The 17489-nt window shown below is 67.1% G+C and carries 15 protein-coding genes; 6 read left to right on the top strand and 9 right to left on the bottom strand.

Annotated features, from left to right (window positions below; all coding sequences use genetic code 11):
- The 4 genes from mrdA to ACT2FV_RS32430 form a co-directional block, all read right to left on the bottom strand.
- A complete protein-coding gene (mrdA, locus tag ACT2FV_RS32445; RefSeq protein ID WP_124902898.1) occupies window positions 1-2286 on the bottom strand; it encodes a penicillin-binding protein 2 in 2286 nt (761 codons plus the stop codon).
- 109 nt (window positions 2287-2395) lie between these two features.
- Window positions 2396-2908, bottom strand: a complete 513-nt coding sequence (gene mreD, locus ACT2FV_RS32440) for a rod shape-determining protein MreD (protein ID WP_009687274.1) — start codon at window positions 2906-2908, stop codon at window positions 2396-2398.
- Window positions 2905-3972 (bottom strand): rod shape-determining protein MreC, encoded by a 1068-nt coding sequence (mreC, locus tag ACT2FV_RS32435; RefSeq protein ID WP_174920056.1) that lies wholly within the window; start codon window positions 3970-3972, stop codon window positions 2905-2907. Before mreC ends, mreD begins: the two co-directional genes overlap by 4 nt.
- Before the next feature lie 127 nt (window positions 3973-4099).
- Entirely contained in the window at window positions 4100-5143 is a 1044-nt protein-coding gene (locus ACT2FV_RS32430; RefSeq protein WP_004189550.1) for a rod shape-determining protein, read from the bottom strand.
- A gap of 366 nt (window positions 5144-5509) precedes the next feature.
- Between ACT2FV_RS32430 and gatC the strand changes: the two genes are divergently transcribed.
- From gatC to ACT2FV_RS32405, 5 genes are all read left to right on the top strand, one after another.
- A complete protein-coding gene (gene gatC / locus ACT2FV_RS32425) occupies window positions 5510-5809 on the top strand; it encodes an Asp-tRNA(Asn)/Glu-tRNA(Gln) amidotransferase subunit GatC (RefSeq protein ID WP_006407213.1) in 300 nt (99 codons plus the stop codon).
- A gap of 66 nt (window positions 5810-5875) precedes the next feature.
- On the top strand, window positions 5876-7366 hold the full coding sequence (gene gatA / locus ACT2FV_RS32420; RefSeq protein ID WP_444505414.1) for an Asp-tRNA(Asn)/Glu-tRNA(Gln) amidotransferase subunit GatA: 1491 nt from the start codon (window positions 5876-5878) through the stop codon (window positions 7364-7366).
- A gap of 4 nt (window positions 7367-7370) precedes the next feature.
- On the top strand, window positions 7371-8843 hold the full coding sequence (gatB, locus tag ACT2FV_RS32415) for an Asp-tRNA(Asn)/Glu-tRNA(Gln) amidotransferase subunit GatB (protein ID WP_059678975.1): 1473 nt from the start codon (window positions 7371-7373) through the stop codon (window positions 8841-8843).
- Between the two features lie 126 nt (window positions 8844-8969).
- On the top strand, window positions 8970-9809 hold the full coding sequence (locus tag ACT2FV_RS32410; protein ID WP_226117585.1) for a polyphosphate kinase 2 family protein: 840 nt from the start codon (window positions 8970-8972) through the stop codon (window positions 9807-9809).
- A 49-nt stretch (window positions 9810-9858) separates the two neighbouring features.
- Window positions 9859-10632 (top strand): exodeoxyribonuclease III, encoded by a 774-nt coding sequence (locus ACT2FV_RS32405; RefSeq protein WP_059607486.1) that lies wholly within the window; start codon window positions 9859-9861, stop codon window positions 10630-10632.
- Between the two features lie 102 nt (window positions 10633-10734).
- Here the strand turns inward: ACT2FV_RS32405 and ACT2FV_RS32400 are convergent, their stop codons facing one another.
- The gene (locus tag ACT2FV_RS32400; RefSeq protein WP_059607484.1) at window positions 10735-11787 is read right to left on the bottom strand and encodes an NAD(P)-dependent alcohol dehydrogenase; all 1053 of its coding nucleotides are present in this window, start codon (window positions 11785-11787) and stop codon (window positions 10735-10737) included.
- A gap of 227 nt (window positions 11788-12014) precedes the next feature.
- On the opposite strand from ACT2FV_RS32400, the gene ACT2FV_RS32395 reads away from it, so the two are divergent.
- Window positions 12015-12959, top strand: a complete 945-nt coding sequence (locus ACT2FV_RS32395) for an AraC family transcriptional regulator N-terminal domain-containing protein (protein WP_444505413.1) — start codon at window positions 12015-12017, stop codon at window positions 12957-12959.
- Between the two features lie 67 nt (window positions 12960-13026).
- On the opposite strand, the gene ACT2FV_RS32390 is transcribed toward ACT2FV_RS32395, so the two are convergent.
- The 4 genes from ACT2FV_RS32390 to metX form a co-directional block, all read right to left on the bottom strand.
- On the bottom strand, window positions 13027-14073 hold the full coding sequence (locus ACT2FV_RS32390; protein WP_444505412.1) for a M48 family metallopeptidase: 1047 nt from the start codon (window positions 14071-14073) through the stop codon (window positions 13027-13029).
- Window positions 14063-15484 (bottom strand): AmpG family muropeptide MFS transporter, encoded by a 1422-nt coding sequence (locus ACT2FV_RS32385; protein ID WP_151052256.1) that lies wholly within the window; start codon window positions 15482-15484, stop codon window positions 14063-14065. Before ACT2FV_RS32385 ends, ACT2FV_RS32390 begins: the two co-directional genes overlap by 11 nt.
- A 116-nt stretch (window positions 15485-15600) precedes the next feature.
- Window positions 15601-16209 (bottom strand): methionine biosynthesis protein MetW, encoded by a 609-nt coding sequence (gene metW / locus ACT2FV_RS32380; protein ID WP_124627025.1) that lies wholly within the window; start codon window positions 16207-16209, stop codon window positions 15601-15603.
- Window positions 16206-17351 (bottom strand): homoserine O-succinyltransferase MetX, encoded by a 1146-nt coding sequence (gene metX / locus ACT2FV_RS32375; protein ID WP_124902912.1) that lies wholly within the window; start codon window positions 17349-17351, stop codon window positions 16206-16208. Before metX ends, metW begins: the two co-directional genes overlap by 4 nt.
- Window positions 17352-17489: the final 138 nt, after the last annotated feature.

The raw sequence follows: 17489 nt of genomic DNA, 5'->3' as shown, positions 1-17489 counted from the left end.
TTAATGAGCGGTGCCGGCGTTCGCCGCTTTCGCGGCGGCCGGGGCACGGGAGTTGTCGTCGCGCGGCGCGGTGGCGAGCGGCTGCGCGTCGCTGGCGGGCCGGCGAGGCCGGTGCGGGCGCCGGATCGGCGGCAGGCTCGCGGCCATCGGCGCTGCTGCGCTCGCGACGGCGGGCTGCGCCGCGCTTGCCCCGGCCGCGCCCGATGCATCGGGCGCCGACGCGGCCGATGCCGCATCCGCCGCGCTGGCCGCGACCGGCACGACGGGCTGGGGAAGCGCCTTGAAGCCGGCCGCGACGGACACGGTCTTCGAGGCATCGCCGATCACCGGCGCGTTGATCGGCTCGGTCGCCGACGCAGCGGCGGCGACGGCGGCCGCCTCGTTCTCCGGTTTCTGGCGATCGACGAGGTAGAAATCGAGCACGCGGCGCGCGATCGGGCCGGCGGCCTGCGCGCCCCAACCGCCGTTCTCGACGATCAGCGCGATGGCGATCTGCGGATGGTCGACCGGCGCGTACGCGATGAACAGCGCGTGGTCGCGCAAGTGCTCGGCGAGCAGGTGCCCCTTGTAGTTCGAGCCCTGCAGCGAGAACACCTGCGCGGTACCGGTCTTGCCGGCCGCGAGGTACGGCGCGCCGCGGAACACCTTGTACGCGGTGCCGGACGGGTTCTCGATCACGTTCTCCATCCCGCGCTTCACCACGTCGATGTCGGCCTGCTTGAGCGGAATCGTTTCGCTTTCCTTCGGCACGGTCAGATGGCGCCCGCGCGTGATCGGATCCTCGACCTCCTTCACGAGGTGGGGCTTCATCACGACGCCGTTGTTCGCGAGCGTCGCGGTGGCGTGCGCGAGCTGCAGGATCGTGAACGAGTTGTAGCCCTGGCCGATCCCGAGGCTGATCGTCTCGCCGTCGAACCACTTCTGCTGAGCGGCCTTCTTGAACGCCTTCTTCTTCCAGTCGGTCGACGGCAGGATCCCGCGCGCCTCGCCCTGGATGTCGATGCCGGTGATCTGGCCGAAACCGAACGGCTTCATGAAGTTCGCGATCGCGTTCACGCCGAGGTCGCGCGCGAGCATGTAGAAGTAGGTGTCGTTCGACACCATGATCGCCTTGTTCATGTCGACCCAGCCCTGGCCCGAGCGCACGTCGTTGCGGAACGTGTGACCACCGAACGTGAAGTAGCCGGGATCCTGGAAGCCCCAGCCCGGCGAGCGCTTGCCGAGCGTCAGGCCGGCCAGCGCCATGAACGGCTTGTACGTCGAGCCGGGCGGGTAGGTGCCGTGCAGCGGGCGGTTCAGGAGCGGCTTGTCGGTGGAGTTGTTCAGCTCGTCCCAGGTCTGCTGGTCGATGCCGTCGACGAACGAATTCGGGTCGAAGCTCGGCGACGACACGAACGCGAGCACGTCGCCCGACTTCGGCTCGATCGCGACGAGCGCGCCGCGCTTGCCGGCAAACGCCTGCTCGGCGACCTGCTGCAGCCCGATGTCGAGCGACAGCACGAGGTTGTTGCCGGGCGTCGCCTGCGTGCGCGACAGCGTGCGCACGGGCCGGCCGCCGGCCGTCACTTCGACTTCCTCGAAGCCCGTGAGGCCGTGCAGCTCGGTTTCGTAGCTCTGCTCGACGCCGATCTTGCCGATGTAGTCGGTGCCCTTGTAGTTGTTCGCGTCGCGACGCGGATCGTAGTGTTCCTGGTCGCTGTCGTTGTCGTCGCTTATCGCGTCGATGCGATCCTGGTCGCGCTTCGAGATCCGGCCGATGTAGCCGATCACGTGCGCGGCGGTCGTGCCGAGCGGATATTGGCGGAACAGGCGCGCGCGCACGTCGACGCCGGGGAAGCGGAAGCGCTGCGCGGTGAAGCGCGCGACTTCCGCGTCCGTGAGGCGCGTGCGGATCGGCAGGCTCTCGAAGTTCTTCGAGTCTTCCTGCAGCTTCTTGAAGCGGCGGCGGTCGCGCGCGTCGATCGGGATGATCGCGGACAGCTTGTCGATCGTGTTGTCGAGCGTGTCGTCGAGCTTCGACGGCGTGATCTCGAGCGTGTACGCCGAATAGTTTTTCGCGAGGACCACGCCGTTGCGATCGGTGATGATCCCGCGGTTCGGCACGATCGGCGCGACCGAGATGCGGTTTTCCTCGGCCTGCAGCGCGTATTTGCCGTGCTGCATCAACTGCAGGTAGAAGAAGCGGCTCGCGAGCAGCCCGAAGCAGACGAACACGAACACGCCCGCCGCCGCGACGCGCAGGCGGAACTTCGAGAGCTGCTGTTGGGTGTCGTTGAATTCGGTCATGCGGTTACGATCGATCTGGCCCGTGCGCGGCGACCACGCGCGGGCGAGGAGCCGCCCCGGAGCGCGGCGCGCGGGCGTGGGGGCGGCAGGTATTCAAGGTCGGTCCGGCTCAGATGGGGCGCGTATCGTCCGGGTCGACCGGGCGGCGTTGCGGCATCAGCAGCAGGTGGCTCGCGATCGGCCACAGCGCGGCCTCGACGAAGCCGTCCACCAGATAGCGCCAGCCGGGAAACGCGGCGCCCATCACGAGGCGGATCACGAACGGCACCAGCTGCGCGACGACGAGCAGCGGCGTGACGTACAGCACCTGCACGCCGATCGGCATCCACAGCACGCGGCGGTGGATCGTGATCGCGCCGTACGACAGCAGCGTATAGGCAAGCGCGTGCTCGCCGAGCAGCCCCGCGTCATGCACGTCCATCAGGATGCCGAGCGCGAACGCGACACCCATCCCGACCTTGCGCGGCTGGTGGATGTTCCAGAACAGCAGCACGAGCGCGACGAAGTCGGGCACGCCCGGCAGGCGGCCCCACGGCATCAGGTTCAGCAGGAACGCGGCGGCGAGGCTGAAGACGATGAAATACGGGTTGACCGGCTGCAGGATGTATTGCGGGCGGTTCATCGCTGGGCTCCTGGTTGCCCGGCCGCGGGCTTCGCGGGCGCGACGGCGGGCTTGGCCGGAGCGACGGGTGCCGACGGCGCGGGTTTCGCGCCGGGCGCGGCCGCGGCGGCCGCCTTCGCGTTCGCGTCGGCCTTTTCTGCCTTGTCACCCTTCGCGGCGGCCTTGGCGCCCTTCTTGCCCTTCGCGTTCTTCTCGGCGGCCGGGTCGGGCTCGACCGGGCGCGGCGGGACGTCGTTCTGGTAGTGCAGCACGAGCATCTGGCGCGCGCCGCGCACGGCGGCGACCGGCGCGCAGGTCACGCGCGCGAATGCGGTATCGGCGAGCTTGTCGACGCGCACGACCTTCGCGACCGGCAGGCCCGGCGGGTACACGCCGTCGAGGCCGCTCGTGACGAGTTCGTCGCCGGCGACGAGGTCCGAGCTCGTCGGCACGAAGCGCAGGTCGAGCGAATCGCCCTTCGGCGTCCCGTAGATCACGCTGCGCAGGCCGGTGCGCAGCACCTGCACGGGGATCGCGAGATCGCGGTCGGTGATCAGCGTGACTTCGGCCTGCAGCGGGAACACGCGCGTGATCTGGCCGATCACGCCGTCCTCGCTGACGACCGGTGCGCCGTTCTGGATGCCTTGCTGCGAACCTTGCCCGATCACGATCTTCTGCGTGAACGGGTCGCTGGTGTCGTACTGGATCTCGACGGGCGTCGATTGCGTCGCGATGTGCTGGCGCAACTCGAGCACCGCGCGCAGATGCATGTTTTCCTGCGTGAGCACCGCGGCCTGGTTGGCCTGCGTGGACAGCTGCAGGTTGCGCTTGCGCAGCGCGTCGTTCTCGTGGCGCAGCGATGCACCCGTGACGGCGATGTCGGCCGCGCCCATGAACAAGTCACGCGGCACGAGCGCCGCGCGCTGCAGCGGGTACAGCACGGTGCCCAGCACGCCGCGGACGATTTCGAGCGTGCTGAAGCGCGCGTCCGACACGAGGAGCGCGATGGCGAGGGCGACGAAGAAGATGAGCCGCGCGAGCGCGGGCGGACCTTGCTTGAAGAGGGGCGGCGGACTGTATTCCATGGTCGGCGCCGGGCGCGTGGGATCGGTTAAATAATGCTCAGACGCGCAAACGGCGTGGCGGTTCGTTCTGAACGAGCGATCCGGCCACGCCGCGGGTGCGTCATATCAAACGGGACTGCTTAGGCGATCACTCGTACGAGAAGATGCTGCCCAGCTTGTCCATGCGCTCGAGCGCCATGCCCGAACCGCGTACGACGCAGGTGAGCGGATCTTCGGCGACGAGCACCGGCAGGCCGGTTTCTTCCGCGAGCAGGCGATCGAGGTCGCGCAGCAGCGCACCGCCGCCCGTCAGCATCATCCCGCGCTCGGCGATGTCGGCGCCGAGTTCCGGCGGCGTCTGCTCGAGCGCGATCTTTACCGACGACACGATCTGGTTCAGCGGATCGGTCAGTGCTTCGAGGATTTCGTTGCTGGAGATCGTGAAGCTGCGCGGAATGCCTTCCGACAGGTTGCGGCCCTTCACTTCCATTTCCTTGACTTCGGAGCCCGGGAACGCGGAGCCGATTTCCTTCTTGATCGCCTCGGCCGTCTGCTCGCCGATCAGCATCCCGTAGTTGCGGCGGATGTAGTTGACGATCGCCTCGTCGAACTTGTCGCCGCCGACGCGCACCGAGCCCTTGTACACGATGCCGCCAAGCGAGATCACGCCGACTTCCGTCGTGCCGCCGCCGATGTCGACGACCATCGAGCCCGTGGCTTCCGACACCGGCAGGCCCGCGCCGATCGCAGCCGCCATCGGTTCCTCGATCAGGTAGACCTGCGACGCGCCGGCGCCATGCGCGGCTTCCTTGATCGCGCGACGCTCGACCTGGGTCGAGCCGCACGGCACGCAGATGATGATGCGCGGCGACGGCGAGAACATGCGCGACTCGTGCGCCGTCTTGATGAACTGCTTGATCATCTGCTCGGTGACGGTGAAGTCGGCGATCACGCCGTCCTTCATCGGGCGGATCGCCTCGATGTTGCCCGGCACCTTGCCGAGCATCTGCTTGGCTTCCTTGCCGACCGCCTGGATCGTCTTCTTGCCGTTGGGGCCGCCTTCCTGGCGAATCGACACGACGGACGGCTCATCGAGCACGATGCCCTTGCCGCGCATGTAGATCAGGGTGTTTGCGGTGCCGAGGTCGATCGCCAGATCGTTGGAGAAGTAGCTGCGCAAAAAACCGAACATTCAGAATCCTGTTTCGCTCTGGGCCGGCCCTGCATAGCGAACGCTGAGGGCGGCAGCGGAAAAAATAACAGCCTCGGGAAGCGTGGCGGAAGCGGCCGCCGCGGCGCACGAAGCTGCGAGTGATGGCTACCGGGGATCGCACGAAGCACGCACGGCTTGCCGAAGCGGGGCGAAACGGTGCGGGAAAAGGCTGCCGGGTTTGGGTCGAACGCGTAATGATACCTTATAATTTCTCGGTATTTGAATCGAAACGGACGGTATTTTTGCCGCTTCGGCCCTGATTTTTGAGGGTGGGATCGCACCCTCCAACCCCCCGCCGCAGCGCGGTTTTCATGCGCTGCGCAGCCTTGTTTTTCCGGTGATCGCATGGCCCTGACCCTGACCGATGTGAAACGCATCGCGCACCTGGCGCGACTCGAAATGGCCGACGCCGACGCCGAGCATACGCTCGGCCAGCTCAATGAATTCTTCGGCCTCGTCGAGCAGATGCAGGCGGTCGACACCGCCGGCATCGCGCCGCTCGCCCACCCGATCGAACAGATCCAGGAAGTCGCGCAGCGCCTGCGCGACGACGCCGTGACGGAAGTCGTCAATCGCGACGACAACCAGCGTCCGGCGCCGGCCGTCCAGGACGGCCTCTATCTCGTGCCGAAGGTGATCGAGTAAGCATTCGATGACAAGCGCGCCGCCTTCGCGCCGCGCGCCACCCAGAATTCCCAGGAAAACCACTCAATGCACGCAAAAAGCCTGACCGAACTGCGCGCCGCGCTCGCCGCCAAGGAATGCTCGGCCGTCGAGCTCGCGCAGCTCTACCTGAAACGGATCGACGCGGCACGCGACCTGAACGCGTTCGTCCATGTCGACGCCGACCTCACCCTCGCGCAGGCGAAGGCCGCCGACGCCGAACTCGCGCGCGGCGCGGGCGGCGCGCTGACCGGCCTGCCGATCGCGCACAAGGACGTGTTCGTCACGCGCGGCTGGCGCTCGACCGCGGGCTCGAAGATGCTCGCGAACTACGAAAGCCCGTTCGACGCGACCGTCGTCGCCCGCCTGCAGGCGGCCGGCATGGTCACGCTCGGCAAGACCAACATGGACGAGTTCGCGATGGGCTCGTCCAACGAGAATTCGGCGTTCGGCGCGGTGAAGAACCCGTGGGACACGACCGCCGTGCCGGGCGGCAGCTCGGGCGGCAGCTCGGCCGCCGTCGCCGCGCGCCTCGCGCCGGCCGCGACCGGCACCGACACCGGCGGCTCGATCCGCCAGCCCGCGTCGTTCGCGGGCGTGACGGGCATCAAGCCGACCTACGGCCGCGTGTCGCGCTACGGGATGATCGCGTTCGCGTCGTCGCTCGACCAGGGCGGTCCGATGGCGCAGAGCGCGTCCGACTGCGCGCTGCTGCTGAATGCGATGGCCGGCTTCGACGAGCGCGACTCGACGAGCCTCGAGCGCGACGATGAAGACTTCACGCGCCACCTCGGCCAGCCGTGGGCGCCGGGCAACGATGCGGGCAAGCCGCTCGCGGGCCTGCGCATCGGCCTGCCGAAGGAATACTTCGGCGACGGCCTCGCCGACGACGTGCGCGCGTCGATCGACGCGGCGCTCAAGCAATACGAGGCGCTCGGCGCAACACTCGTGCCGGTGTCGCTGCCGAAGACGGAACTGTCGATCCCCGTGTATTACGTGATCGCGCCGGCCGAGGCGTCGTCGAACCTGTCGCGTTTCGACGGCGTGCGCTTCGGCCACCGCGCCGCGCAGTACGGCGACCTGCTCGACATGTACAAGAAGTCGCGCGCCGAAGGCTTCGGCCCCGAGGTGAAGCGCCGGATCCTGGTCGGCACCTACGTGCTGTCGCACGGCTACTACGACGCGTACTACCTGCAGGCGCAGAAGATCCGCCGCATCATCGCGAACGATTTCCAGGAAGCGTTCAAGTCCTGCGACGTGATCATGGGCCCGGCGTCGCCGACGGTCGCATGGGATCTCGGCGCGAAGGGCGACGATCCGGTGCAGATGTATCTCGCGGATATCTACACGCTGTCGGTGAGCCTCGCAGGCCTGCCCGGCATGAGCGTGCCGTGCGGCTTCGGCGCCGGCGCGAACGCGAAGCGCCCGGTCGGTCTGCAGATCATCGGCAACTATTTCAACGAAGCCCGGATGCTGCAGGTCGCCGACGCGTTCCAGCGCGCGACCGACTGGCACAAGCAAGTTCCGGCGGGGGTGTAAGCATATGACTCAATGGGAAGTCGTCATCGGTCTCGAGACGCACGCGCAACTGTCGACCGTCTCGAAGATTTTCTCCGGCGCGTCGACGCAGTTCGGCGCCGAGCCGAACACGCAGGCCTGCCCGGTCGACCTGGCGCTGCCGGGCGTGCTGCCGGTGCTGAACCGCGGCGCGGTCGAACGCGCGATCCGCTTCGGCCTCGCGATCGGCTCGACCATCGCGCCGCGCAGCATCTTCGCGCGCAAGAATTATTTCTACCCCGATCTGCCGAAGGGTTATCAGATCAGCCAGTACGAGATTCCGGTCGTGCAGGGCGGCTCGATCACGATCCAGGTGCCCGCCAACGAGAAGGCCGGCAAGGAAGCGTACGAGAAGACGGTCAACCTGACCCGCGCGCACCTCGAGGAAGACGCGGGCAAGTCGCTGCACGAAGACTTCGCCGGTATGACGGGGATCGACCTGAACCGCGCGGGCACGCCGCTGCTCGAGATCGTCACCGAGCCGGAAATGCGTAGCGCGGCCGAGGCCGTGGCCTATGCGAAGGCGCTGCACGCGCTCGTCGTGTGGCTCGGCATCTGCGACGGCAACATGCAGGAAGGCTCGTTCCGCTGCGACGCGAACGTGTCGGTGCGGCCGGTCGGCCAGGAGAAGTTCGGCACGCGCGCCGAGATCAAGAACCTGAACTCGTTCCGGTTCCTCGAGGAAGCGATCAACTACGAAGTGCGCCGCCAGATCGAGCTGATCGAGGACGGCGGCGAAGTCGTGCAGGAAACGCGCCTCTACGATCCGGACAAGCGCGAGACGCGTTCGATGCGCAGCAAGGAAGACGCGCACGACTACCGCTACTTCCCCGATCCGGACCTGATGCCGCTCGTGATCGGCCAGGACTGGATCGAGCGCGTGCAGTCCGGGATGCCCGAGCTGCCGGCCGCGATGCAGCAGCGCTTCGTCGAGCAGTACGGCGTGTCCGCGTACGACGCGGGCGTGCTGACGTCGAGCAAGGCGATGGCCGCGTATTTCGAGGCCGTGGTCGCAAAGGCCGGCGCGGCGAACGCGAAGATCGCCGCGAACTGGCTGATGGGCGACGTATCGTCGCAGCTGAACCGCGACGGCATCGAGATCGACGCGATTCCGGTTTCGGCGGCCCAGCTCGCGCTCGTGCTGCAGCGCATCGCCGACGGCACGATCTCGAACAAGATCGCGAAGGAAATCTTCTCGACGATCTGGGACGAGAAGGCGACCGACGACGGCGCGGCCGACCGCATCATCGATGCGAAGGGGCTGAAGCAGATCTCCGACACCGGCGCGCTGGAAGCGATCATCGACGAGGTGCTCGCGGCGAACGCGAAGTCAGTCGAGGAATTCCGCGCGGGCAAGGAAAAAGCGTTCAACGCGCTGATCGGCCAGGCGATGAAGGCGACCAAGGGCAAGGCCAATCCGCAGCAGGTCAACGAGTTGCTGAAGAAGAAGCTCGGCTGAGCATGGCCGCGCGCCTGAACCGCGCCTGACGACGGGCCGCCGCCGAACCTGTTCGGGGCGGCCCGTCGTTTTGGTGCATGCGTTATCGTGTGCGCATGTGCCTCGCACCGCCCAACGGAGGAACGAATGGCGAAACAACCGTCGCTCGACGATTTCCGCGTGCCGTACAGCACGCGCGAGAAGGAAGCCGCCGCATTCACGCTCGATGCGTTCGACCCGGCTGCAAAGCCGTTCTCGTCGGGGTCGAAGGATGCCGACCGCGAACGGCTGTCGGCCGTGTCGATCGAGCTCGACGTGCAGCAGGAGCGTCTGCACACGCAGCAGAAGAAGCGCGTGCTGCTCGTGCTGCAGGGGATGGATACCAGCGGCAAGGACGGCACCGTGCGCGCCGTGTTCCGCGAGGTCGATCCGCTCGGCCTGCGCGTCGTGTCGTTCAAGGCGCCGACGCCGATCGAAGCCGCGCACGACTTCCTGTGGCGCGTGCATGCGCAGGTGCCGGCCGCGGGCGAGCTCGCGATCTTCAACCGCAGCCACTATGAAGACGTGCTCGTGCCGCGCGTGCTCGACGCGATCGACAGCAAGGAGTGCGAGCGCCGCTACCGGCAGATCCGCGATTTCGAGACGATGCTGGTCGAGAACGGCACGACCATCATCAAGTGCTTCCTGCACATCTCGAAGGACGAACAGCGCGCGCGGCTGCAGGCGCGTATCGACGATCCGACCAAGCACTGGAAGTTCGACATCTCCGATCTCGACGCGCGCAAGCGCTGGGACGCATATCAGTCCGCGTACCGCGACACGCTCGCCGCGACGTCGGCCGAGCATGCGCCGTGGTACGTGATCCCGGCGGACTCGAAGACGCACCGGAACGTGATGATCGCCGAGCTGCTGCTGCGCACGATGACCGACATGAAGCTGGAATTCCCGCCGGCGAAGCCCGAGCTCGAAGGCGTGAAGATCCGCTAGCCTGCGATCCTGTAACAACATCGAACTGAACTGAACAACGGAACCCGACATGATGCGAGTGATTACCGCCAACCTGAACGGCATCCGCTCCGCCGCGAAGAAGGGCTTCTTCGAATGGCTCGGCGAACAGAACGCCGATTGCGTGTGCGTGCAGGAAATCAAGGTATCGGCCGACGACCTGCCGGCTGAATTCGTCGAGCCGCACGGCTTCAGGAGCTATTTCCACCACGCCGAGAAGAAGGGCTACAGCGGCGCGGGCGTGTACAGCCGCCACGAGCCCGATGACGTGATCATCGGCTTCGGCAGCAGCGAATTCGATTCCGAGGGGCGCTACGTCGAGGCGCGCTACGGCAAGCTGTCGGTCGTGTCGGTGTACGTGCCGTCCGGCTCGAGCGGCGAAGAGCGCCAGCAGGCGAAGTACCGCTTCATGGACGAATTCATGCCGCACCTCGCCGAGCTGAAGAAGAAGCGCGAGGTGATCCTGTGCGGCGACGTGAACATCGTCCACAAGGAAATCGACATCAAGAACTGGAAGAGCAACCAGAAGAACTCGGGCTGCCTGCCGGAAGAGCGCGAGTGGCTCACGAAGCTGTTCGACGATGTCGGCTACGTCGACGTGTTCCGCACGCTCGACCAGCGCCCCGAGCAGTACACGTGGTGGAGCAACCGCGGCCAGGCGTATGCGAAGAACGTCGGGTGGCGGATCGACTACCAGATCGCGACGCCCGGCGTGGCCGGTACCGCGAAAAGCACGTCGATCTTCAAGGACATCAAGTTCAGCGATCACGCGCCGCTGACGGTGGATTACGACTACAAGAAGTGATCGTCGGCGCACCGCCGCGCGCGTAGCCGTCGGGCCGTCCGGTCGCCGGATGCAGAACGGGCCGCATGTCGAACATGCGGCCCGTTTCGTTTGGCGCGCGGCTTACTGCTTGATCGACGCCATGTCGATCACGAACCGGTACTTCACGTCGCTCTTCAGCATCCGCTCGTAAGCGGTGTTGATCTGCTGCATCGGAATCGTCTCGATATCCGACGTGATGCCATGCTTCGCGCAGAAATCGAGCATTTCCTGCGTCTCCGCGATCCCGCCGATCAGCGAGCCCGCGAGGCGGCGGCGCTTGAAGATCAGGTTGAACACCTGCGGCGACGGATGGTCGTGCTCCGGCGCGCCGACGAGCGTCATCGTGCCGTCGCGCTTGAGCAGGTGCAGGAACGGGTTCAGGTCGTGCTGCGCGGCGACCGTGTTCAGGATGAAATCGAAGCTGTTCAGGTGCGCGTTCATCTGCGCCTCGTCCTTCGAGATCACCACTTCATGCGCGCCGACGCGCTTGCCGTCCTCGATCTTCGACGGCGACGTCGTGAACAGCACGACGTGCGCGCCCATCGCGCGCGCGAGTTTCACGCCCATGTGGCCAAGCCCGCCGAGGCCGACGATCCCGACCTTCTTGCCGGGGCCGACGTTCCACTGGCGCAGCGGCGAATAGGTCGTGATCCCCGCGCACAGCAGCGGCGCGGCGCCGGCCGGGTCGAGCGTCTCGGGCACGCGCAGCACGAATGCCTCGTCGACGACGAGCTGCGTCGAATAGCCGCCGTACGTGACATCGCCGGTCACGCGATCCTGGCCGTTGTAGGTGCCGACGAAGCCGTTCTCGCAATACTGCTCGAGGCCTTCCGCGCAGCTGGGGCAGGTGCGGCACGAATCGACGAGACAGCCGACGCCGACCAGCTCGCCGACCTTGAAGCGCGACACCTGCGGGCCGGTCGCGGTCACGCGGCCGACGATTTCATGGCCCGGCACGACCGGGTAGATCGTGTTGCGCCATTCGTTGCGGGCCTGATGCAGGTCCGAGTGGCAGACGCCGCAGTAGAGCACCTCGATCTGGACGTCGAGGTCGCGCAGCGCGCGGCGCTGGAATTCGAACGGGGCGAGCGGTGACTGCGCGTCGGTCGCCGCGTAAGCGTAGGTTGTGCTCATGCAGGGGCTCCTTGTCCGGGAAAACATCCGGCGAATCAGACTGCCGCCGCGTCATGTGGCGACGCGGCGAGACAGGTGCCCATCGTAAGGAGCGAGCGGCGTCGGCGAAATACACGAAGGTCTCGAAGATTTGCCTATTCCTCTCGAATTGCGCGCGAACGGCCGTAAAAACGCTTTCAAGGTGCTACATTGCGAGCCTGATTCTCTTGCAGGACAGGATGACGCCGATGAGCTTCCAGCCCCTTTCAGAAGACGCGGGCGACCGTGTGCGGCGCCGCATGATCGAGCTGCATTCGCGTCTCGCACCGAACGACGGCGATACGCTGGCGGCGCTCGACGGCGTGCGCTTCATCCGCGTGAGCCGTCCGGTGCCGCGCATGCCGGTGCTGTACGAGCCGAGCATCATCGTCGTGTGCCAGGGCCGCAAGCTCGGCTATCTCGGCGATCGCTCGTTCGTCTACGACGCGCAGCAGTATCTCGTGCTGTCGGTGCCGCTGCCGTTCGAATGCGAGACCTTCGCGAGCATCGACGAGCCGTTTCTCGCGATCTCGATCCGCGTCGATCTCGCGGTGATCGCCGAGCTCGCGATCCTGCTCGACGAGACGCTCGGTGCGGCGGTCGGCGAGCCGCACGGCGTCTGTTCGACGCCGCTGGATGCGCCGCTCGCCGACGCGGTGGTGCGGCTGCTCGAAGTGCTCGCGTCGCCGCACGACACGCGCGTGCTCGGGCCGGCGATCATGCGCGAGATCGCGTATCGCGTGCTGACGGGCGCGCAGGGCGACGCGATTCGCGCGGCGCTCGTTCAGCAACATCATTTCGGCCGCATCGCGAAGGCGCTGCGGCGCATCCATGCGGACCTGAAGGCCGATCTCGACGTCGAGACGCTCGCGCGCGAGGCCGGGATGAGCCTGGCGGTGTTCCATGCGCAGTTCAAGCACGTGACGGCGACGTCGCCGATGCAGTACGTGAAGGCCGCGCGCCTGCACCAGGCGCGGTTGATGATGGTGCAGGACGGTCTCGGGGCAGGTGCCGCCGCGGCGCGGGTCGGCTATGCGAGCGCATCGCAGTTCAGCCGGGAGTTCAAGCGGCTGTTCGGCCGCAGCCCGGGAGACGACGTGCGCTGGATGCGCGAAAGCGGCAGCCGGCCCGTCGAGTCGGCAGTCGGCGCGTAGCGCCCGGCCTCATACGCCGCTGACGCGCGCCGGCGATGCGCGGCGGGGAAGCCGCCGCATGCGGCGCTCAGCGCCGCACGATCTTGCGCCGCTGCGCGCTGATGCCCGCGTAGTCGGGGAGCGTGTCGACCCGTTTGCCGACTGCCTTCGCATACAGCGGCATCAGGTCCGGCAGGCGGTTCAGCAGATCCTGCCGCCGCGCGGCGTTGTACGGATGCATGTAGATGAAGCCCGATGTCCTGTTCGCGCGCGTCGCCGCCGCGAGCTTGTCCCACAACGTGATCGCCGCGCGCGGATCGAAGCCCGCGCGGGCGGCAATGTCGCCGCCGATCACGTCGGCTTCGGTTTCGTCGGTCGGGTCGTAGCGCAGCGTCTGCAGACGCGCGCCGAGGTTCAGCGCCTGCGGCAGCGGCTCGCCGACGCCGAACAGCGGCGGCAGCGAGGCCGCGCGCAGCGACGTTTGCGACGTCGTGCTGAAATTGCTGCGTGCGTGTTCGCGCAGCGCATGCGCGATGCCGTGCGCGAGCAGCACACCGAACTCGTCGTCGTTCAGGCGGACGCGATCGAGCATCCCGCCGTACACGAGCACCTTGCCGCCCGGCAGGCACGTGACGCGGATGTCGCGCGAGCGGATCGCGTTGACGTCCCATGCCCAGTTCTTCACGCGATCGTTCCACTTCACCGAATACGGCGCGAGCTTCATGACGATCGCGCGCAGTCGCTTCACGCGCGGCTGGTTGGCGGGCAGCAGACGGTCGCTGTCGGCGGCCGCCTGCACGATCTGCGCGTATTCGCTCGCGGTGAGCTGCTCGAGCAGCGGCGACGGGATCAGCGTGCGGAACGCGATCGCGTTGCCGTAGCGCACCTGCTGCGACGTCGACGTGTAGGCCTTCGCAGGCACGGCGGCGCCGGTCGGCTGCGCGGCTTCGGCGGCGGACTGCGCAACCGGAGCGGCGGGCGTGGACGGCGCAGCCGGCGCGATGGCGGGCGCGGAGCCGGCCGCAGCCGCACTTGTGTCGGTCGCATGCACGCTTCCCGCCGCGCCGAGCGTCGCGAGGCCGACGCTCAGCGCGGCGGCGACGCGTGCCGCGCGATGCAGTCGATCATTGCGCACGGCTGGCCTCGCCGTTGCGCGCGGTGCCGTTCCAGGGCGCGATCTTGAACAGCAGCAGCATGCCGGGGATCGCGAGCGCGGTGCACACGATGAAGTAGTCCAACCAGCCGATCTTCGCGACGATGAAGCCGCTCGCGGCCGAGGCGAGCGTGCGCGGCACGGACGCGAGACTCGTGAACAGCGCGAACTGCGTGGCCGTGTAGCGCGGATCGGTCGTGCTCGCGATATACGCGACGAACGCGGCCATCGTCAGGCCGGTGGTGAACGTTTCGGCGGCGTAGACGAGCGCGAGCGCGACCGTCATCGGGCTCAGATGCGGCGTGACCTCGAAGCCGAAGACCGACAGGAACGACGCGAGCGCGTGACTTGCCGCGACCGTGAAGTCGTAAAGCACCGCGAGCACCGGCGAGCCGGGGCCGACCTGCGCGAGCCACGCGAAGCCGAGCGTCGACACCATCTGCAGCGCGCCGAAGATCCACAGCCCGCGGCCGATGCCGATCTTCACGAGCCAGATGCCGCCGATGATGCCGCCGGCAACGCTCGCGACGAGCGCGGTGGTTTTCGCGACGATGCCGATTTCGGTGCGCGTGAAGCCGATATCGAGGAAGAACGACGTCGACAGCGTGGTGGCCATCGTGTCGCCGATCTTGAACAGGAAGATGAACGCGATGACGAGCAGCGCACCGCGCCAGCCGTCGCGCTGGATGAATTCGCGGAACGGCAGCACGATCGCGTCGCGCAGGTTGCGCGGCGGCGCGCCGATCACCTCGGGCTCGCGCACGACGAGCGTCATCAGGATGCCCGGCAGCATGAATGCGCCGGTGATCGCGAACACGACGTCCCACGGCATGTGGTCGGACAGGATCAGCGCGAGCGAACCGGGGATCAGCGCGGCGAGCTTGTACGCGTTCACGTGTATCGCGTTGCCGAGGCCCTGCTCGGTGTCGCGCAGCAGCTCGCGACGGTAGGCGTCGATCACGACGTCCGCGCTTGCGCCGAAGAACGCGACGAGCGTGGTGAGCGCGGCGACCGTCCAGATCGAGTCGCGCGGCGACACGAAGCCGAGCGCGGCGATCGCGCCGGCGACCAGCACCTGCGTGAGCAGCAGCCAGCCGCGCCGGCGTCCCGGCCGCCAGCCGGGCAGGCGCGGGACGTAGCGGTCCATCAGCGGCGCCCACAGGAACTTCCACGTATACGGGAACTGGATCAGCGCGAACAGGCCGATTTCCTTCAGGTTCACGCCCTCGGAGCGCAGCCATGCCTGCACGAGGTAGACGAGCGTGAAGAGCGGCAGACCGGACGTGAAGCCCAGGAACACGCAGATCAGCATGTGCGTGTTCAGATAGGCGCGCCAGCCGGGGTGATCCTCGTGAGCGGTGAGTGCGGGCGCCTCGTGTGGCCTTTTGGACATGGACAGAAACTGGGTAGCGTTGACTGATTGCGGCGGCGGCGCAGGCAGCGCGGGCGGCGCAGGAGGGGCGGCCGCACGCGGGTGCGGGCCGGATCATCCGTCAACGGCTCCCCGGCTCAGCTGCGCTTGACGCGGTAGACAGCAAGACTACCACGCCAGTTGGCTCCCCATCGAATCGGCTGGCCTTCGTGCAGCACGATGCGGTCGAGGATCGTGACGCCGACTTCGGGCGCGAGCGCCTCGAAATCCTTGATCGTCAGCACCCGGACGTTCGGCGTGTTGTGCCACTGGTAAGGCAGCGACTTCGACACCGGCATCCGGCCGCGCAGCACCGACAGCCGGTGCGCCCAGTAGCCGAAGTTCGGGAACGAAACGATGCATTCGCGTCCGACACGCGCGGTTTCGCGCAGGATCGCGGCCGTCTGGTGGATCGTCTGCAGCGTTTGCGACAGGATCGCGAAATCGAAGCTGTGATCCTCGAACAGGCGCAGGCCGTCCTCGAGGTTCTGCTGGATCACGTTGATCCCGTTCTTCGTGCTCGCGAGCACGCCGGCGTCATTCAGTTCGATCCCGTAACCGGACACGTCCAGTTCCTCGGACAGCAGCGACAGCAGCGAGCCGTCGCCGCAGCCGAGATCGAGCACGGTCGAGCGCGGTTCGACCCAGCGGGCGATCGCACGGAAGTCCGCGCGTGCGGACAGGGAGTTCAGCGCTTGCTGGTTCATGCACCCACCTCGTTGGCGATTCGTTCGTAATACGCGCGGAGCAGGTTGTGATAACGCGCGTCGTCGAGCAGGAACGCGTCGTGGCCGTGCGGCGCGTCGATCTCCGCGTAGCTGACCGTGCGCTTGTTGTCGAGCAGCGCTTTCACGATCTCGCGCGACCGCGCGGGCGCGAAGCGCCAGTCGGTCGAGAAGCTCGCGATCAGGTATTTCGCCTGCGTGTGCGCGAGCGCGGCCGTCAGGTTGCCGTCGAACGCCTTGGCCGGGTCGAAGTAGTCGAGCGCGCGCGTGATCAGCAGGTAGGTGTTCGCGTCGAAGTAGTCGGCGAACTTGTCGCCCTGGTAGCGCAGGTACGACTCGACCTCGAATTCGACGTCGAAGCTGAAGTTGTACGCGTCGAGCGCGCCGTCCGCGCGGCGCAGCGCACGGCCGAATTTCTCGGCCATGTCGTCGTCGGAGAGATACGTGATGTGGCCGATCATCCGCGCGACGCGCAGGCCCCGCTTCGGCTTCACGCCGTGCGCGTAGTAGTTGCCGCCGTGGAAGTCGGGATCGGACAGGATCGCGGAGCGCGCGACCTCGTTGAACGCGATGTTCTGCGCGGACAGCTTCGGCGTCGACGCGATGTCGATACAGTGGGCGACGCGGTCCGGATACATCAGGCTCCATGCGAGCGCCTGCATCCCGCCGAGGCTGCCACCCATCACGGCGGCAAAGCGCTCGATGCCGAACGCGTCGGCGACGCGCGCCTGCGCATGCACCCAGTCCTCGACGGTGACGACCGGAAAGCGTGCGCCATACGGCTTGCCGGACGATGGATCGATGCTCATCGGGCCGGTCGAGCCGAAGCACGAGCCGAGGTTGTTCACGCCGATCACGAAGAAGCGGTTGGTGTCGAGCGGCTTGCCCGGGCCGACCATGTTGTCCCACCAGCCGGTGCTGCGCGGATCGTCCGCGTAGACGCCGGCGACGTGGTGCGACGCGTTGAGCGCGTGGCAGACGAGCACCGCGTTCGAGCGCGCGGCGTTGAGTTCGCCGTACGTCTCGACGACGAGCTGATAGTTGCCGATCACGCTGCCGCTTTGCAAGCGCAGCGGTTCGGCGAAGTGCATGGTCTGTGGAGCGACGATGCCGATCGATTCCATTCGTTCCGCCTTATGACTGGGCGGCTAAACGGTGTCGGCGATGCGCGGAGGCGAAGGTGCGCGGCTGACGACCTCTTTAGCCGCATTTGTAGTGAACCGCCGGGACGAAGACGCATCAAGGCCCTGGTCGGTTCGCGC

It is taken from the genome of Burkholderia sp. PR2, from assembly GCF_052372875.1.
Classification (GTDB): Bacteria; Pseudomonadota; Gammaproteobacteria; order Burkholderiales; family Burkholderiaceae; genus Burkholderia; species Burkholderia diffusa.
The sequence above is the reverse complement of the archived record's forward strand: the minus strand, read 5'-3'. Positions and strand labels throughout refer to the sequence as shown.

Bases quoted from the DNA above. Each gene is read 5' to 3' on its own strand.
- gatA (WP_444505414.1), top strand. From the start codon at position 5,876: ATGCACGCAAAAAGCCTGACCGAACTGCGCGCCGCGCTCGCCGCCAAG.
- ACT2FV_RS32400 (WP_059607484.1), bottom strand. From the start codon at position 11,787: ATGAGCACAACCTACGCTTACGCGGCGACCGACGCGCAGTCACCGCTC.
- ACT2FV_RS32430 (WP_004189550.1), bottom strand. From the start codon at position 5,143: ATGTTCGGTTTTTTGCGCAGCTACTTCTCCAACGATCTGGCGATCGAC.
- mreD (WP_009687274.1), bottom strand. From the start codon at position 2,908: ATGAACCGCCCGCAATACATCCTGCAGCCGGTCAACCCGTATTTCATC.
- ACT2FV_RS32410 (WP_226117585.1), top strand. From the start codon at position 8,970: ATGGCGAAACAACCGTCGCTCGACGATTTCCGCGTGCCGTACAGCACG.
- gatC (WP_006407213.1), top strand. From the start codon at position 5,510: ATGGCCCTGACCCTGACCGATGTGAAACGCATCGCGCACCTGGCGCGA.
- metX (WP_124902912.1), bottom strand. From the start codon at position 17,351: ATGGAATCGATCGGCATCGTCGCTCCACAGACCATGCACTTCGCCGAA.
- ACT2FV_RS32395 (WP_444505413.1), top strand. From the start codon at position 12,015: ATGAGCTTCCAGCCCCTTTCAGAAGACGCGGGCGACCGTGTGCGGCGC.
- mreC (WP_174920056.1), bottom strand. From the start codon at position 3,972: ATGGAATACAGTCCGCCGCCCCTCTTCAAGCAAGGTCCGCCCGCGCTC.
- metW (WP_124627025.1), bottom strand. From the start codon at position 16,209: ATGAACCAGCAAGCGCTGAACTCCCTGTCCGCACGCGCGGACTTCCGT.
- ACT2FV_RS32405 (WP_059607486.1), top strand. From the start codon at position 9,859: ATGATGCGAGTGATTACCGCCAACCTGAACGGCATCCGCTCCGCCGCG.
- mrdA (WP_124902898.1), bottom strand. From the start codon at position 2,286: ATGACCGAATTCAACGACACCCAACAGCAGCTCTCGAAGTTCCGCCTG.
- gatB (WP_059678975.1), top strand. From the start codon at position 7,371: ATGACTCAATGGGAAGTCGTCATCGGTCTCGAGACGCACGCGCAACTG.
- ACT2FV_RS32385 (WP_151052256.1), bottom strand. From the start codon at position 15,484: ATGTCCAAAAGGCCACACGAGGCGCCCGCACTCACCGCTCACGAGGAT.